We start from the raw sequence: 3011 nt of genomic DNA, 5'->3' as shown, positions 1-3011 counted from the left end.
TTGGGCGTACTTGCTCTGGAGTTTGGCAAGGTCGGCAACCCGCAGGACGGAGTACTGCTCCTGCATGTGGAGGACGTAGGGGGCGAGGTCGTCGCTCAGGCGGATGGAGAGGGACCCGTCAGACGGCTCGTACTCCGCCCTCTGCACCCAGTGATGCATAAGCCACCCGCCATTGGGCCTGTCTATCACAATCACCCGCCCCATAAGCCGCTCCACCGCCGCCTTAAGCTCGATGTAGCTGCGTCCATCGTCGCTCATACCAAAGGCCTGCAGTACGCTGTACGCAGACATCCGGACCTCTGGGAGCTCATCGTCTTGCGGCCTTATCTGTGCCATCGCCAGATACAGCAGTCGCCGCTCCAGCACCGTCATCGTGTAAGCCCCGCGGCTTATCGCGTGGGCCTGTAGGAGGTAGTCGTCCCGCGTCGGGACTACGTCTTTTGTAGTGCTCATGACTAAACTATATTACTAATATTTAATTCTGTCAATAAATTGCATACCGTGAATTTACTAGTCATGTACCGTGAATTTACTAGTCATGTACCGTGAATTTACTAGTCATGTACCGTGAATTTACTAGTCATGTTATTGCGCAATTTATTGCATTATAAGGTTTTACAGCGTCCTAAAATTCTTAAAATTCTAAAAATATAAAAAAAGCGTGCGTTTTTTGAAAAAAAAAATCGAGTTTTCCACAACCCCAACACCGCCCTCTTGGGGGGCTCCGCCCCCCGCCGGGCTCTGGCCCTACGGGCCACCCGCCCACCCGGCATCCCCCTAGGGGCTGCGCCCCTCGGCCTGCGGCCTCACCCCCCATTAGGTAGCTTTCTTCGCCCCCCGGCGGGGGGCTCAGAAAGCATTGTACGGCCTCGCGGCCTACCGTCCCTTATGGGACCTGTACGATAAGGCCTTATGAGGTGGAGAGGGTAGCGTAGTATGAGGGCAGAGGTGCCCTGCCGATACAGCCTAGTCTGCTTTGCCCGGCCCTATCGGGCCGTAGGACCGCAATAGCGGGCTTTTACGGGGCCGATCTGGCCCCAGACGTAGTTTTAGATGTCCAAGCCATGAGAGGGCCTTTTTAGGGCCTTTTTTTTCGCCTCTTGGTTTTTTAGGTTTTCTTGAGTGTTTTCTTGAGGTTGGAGTTTTTGGAGTTTTTCTTTCTTGGCGGCATCGGCCGCCGCCTGCATGATCCGCTCATAGCTGGCCACGTCCGCCTGTAGACGCTCCCGCTCTGCCACCAGCTCCGAGATGGCCCGGCTGTACTCATCCGCGGCCTGTAGGCGGCCCGCTACCAGCCCGGCCTGCCGCCCCTCCTCCGCCGCCCGCTCTGCCTGATACCGCAGTCTCTTGAGCCTTGCATCCACATCGACGAGCCGCTCCATGAGCGGCTGGATCTGCTCCCGGTAGCGGTCCCGGTACTGGTCGTCTGTCTCCATGAGCCGCCGCTTGGGCGGCTGTATCGCCGCCTCTATCGCCATCGCCGACCCGTAGTAGGCCCGTATCGTCCGGTGCCTGGCGCGGCTCCCCCGCACCCCCCGCTCGAGGCCGTAAGTCTTGCCGACGGCCTCGGCAAAGCTGTCTTGCAGGGCTTGCATCTTGGCCCTCCCGCCGAGGTAGTGGCGGGCGTTGAGCCGCCCCTTGGGGTCTATCGGGACCACCAGCACGCTCGTATGCGGCGTCGTCTCATCGTAGTGATGGACTATCTGGACGATGTGGTCCCGGCCAAAGGTCTTGCGTGCCCACTCATCACAGGCCCGGAGGTAGGCCTCCGCGTCCATCGTCTTGTAGGCCTCTGGGCTGGCGGTCATCATCAGCTCCACCGCCCGCACCCCGTTGCTGCGTACCTTGGCGGGTAGCAGGTCCCGGTAGCGGGCCATAGCGGCCCGCTCATCCCCCGGCCAACTCCAGTTGCCCGGCGTCCTGTCGGGGTCGGCGTTGGGTGTCTCTCTCGTCCTCAGCGCGTGCTTGACCGAGGCGGCCACTGCGCCGTTGGTCTTGAGCTTGCGGGTCCTCATGATACAGTAAGCCATCGCCGCCGCCCCCTCCCCGTGGTAGACTGATAGACACCAGTCTACCACGGCAACCCAATCCTGTCCACGGATTGGGTACTCACTACACAATTTGCGGGGCAAATTGTCCGTGAGCCAGGGGCCCCGCCCCTGGACCCCTCCGGTCCGGCCCTACTCAAGGGCCTGACCGCCCCGCCGGACCTTAGCCACCGCCTCTGCCCTGACGGCATCGTCGGCCACTAAGGCCGGCCCTAGCCCGCGCTCCAGCACCGCCAGCGCGTGCCCCATCGCCAAGGCGTACCCCGCGTAGTAGGCCTTGTCGATCTTGCTGGTGGCCCGGGCCGCCAGCCCCTCTGCCTGCGCCTTGTCCAGCTGGAGCGTCTCGATGGTCCTGTCGTCCCACGCCTCGACCAGCTCATACCTGACTGCGCCGGGTACTGTCTCCCAGTCGTCCCCGGTCCATCGTGTCGGCACCTCGGTGCCGTCTGGCAGTACTGCCACGCCGACCGCTCTCATCGTCCCTCCTTGCGGGGCCGGCCTCTCCCCCGCTTGCCGGTCTCCTCTCTTAGCCGCTTAATTGCCTCGGCCCGCTGGGCCATCTCCCGCATCGCGGGGCTTGCCCATCCCGTACCCGGTAGCTCCGGCTGGGCGCGGATGTCCGCAAGGATAGCCTCGTACCGCTCCCTATGGGCGGCTATATAAGCCTCCTCGCTCTCCTCCTCCTGCCGCTGACGCTGGACCGGCACCGGGTCCCCCCGCTTGACCAGCTGGCAGTGTATCCGGACCGCGTGCAGGTACTTGCCCTTGCGGATGTACTCCGGCTCTAGGTACAGGCCAATCTGGGCCTCGTTGATCTCGGTGATGGGCAGCTCGATTACATAGGTCCTCATATTGCCGGTCCTCCCGTACTCGCCCGGCGCCAGCTTGAGGATGTGCCGGAGCTCCGCTATAGTGAGCTCGTAGTACCACCGTCCCTGCCCGTCAGCCTGCCCGCGGCGGCTC

General features: G+C 62.2%; 4 protein-coding genes. All 4 read right to left on the bottom strand.

Features of this window, described 5'->3' with window-relative positions; translation table 11 throughout:
* Positions 1-453: replication initiation protein (locus C5O22_RS13430; RefSeq protein ID WP_132782589.1), on the bottom strand; the 453-nt coding region annotated here is incomplete at its 3' end.
* Positions 454-1049: 596 nt separating this feature from the next.
* Complete coding sequence (mobV, locus tag C5O22_RS13425; protein ID WP_165910532.1) at positions 1050-2078, bottom strand: MobV family relaxase; 1029 nt, start codon at positions 2076-2078, stop codon at positions 1050-1052.
* Positions 2079-2180: 102 nt separating this feature from the next.
* Entirely contained in the window at positions 2181-2525 is a 345-nt protein-coding gene (locus C5O22_RS13420; RefSeq protein WP_132782587.1) for a hypothetical protein, read from the bottom strand.
* Positions 2522-3011 (bottom strand): replication initiation protein (locus C5O22_RS13415; protein WP_132782586.1); only part of this gene is annotated, 490 nt, incomplete at its 5' end. The genes C5O22_RS13415 and C5O22_RS13420, both read right to left, overlap by 4 nt.

This window comes from Treponema sp. J25 (assembly GCF_004343725.1).
Classification (GTDB): domain Bacteria; phylum Spirochaetota; class Spirochaetia; order Treponematales; family Breznakiellaceae; genus J25.
Note: the sequence above shows the minus strand (reverse complement) of the source record. Positions and strands in the feature narration are given on the sequence as shown.

What these genes read in the sequence shown, in the direction of transcription:
- C5O22_RS13420 (WP_132782587.1), bottom strand. Translation starts at nt 2,525, where the DNA reads ATGAGAGCGGTCGGCGTGGCAGTACTGCCAGACGGCACCGAGGTGCCG.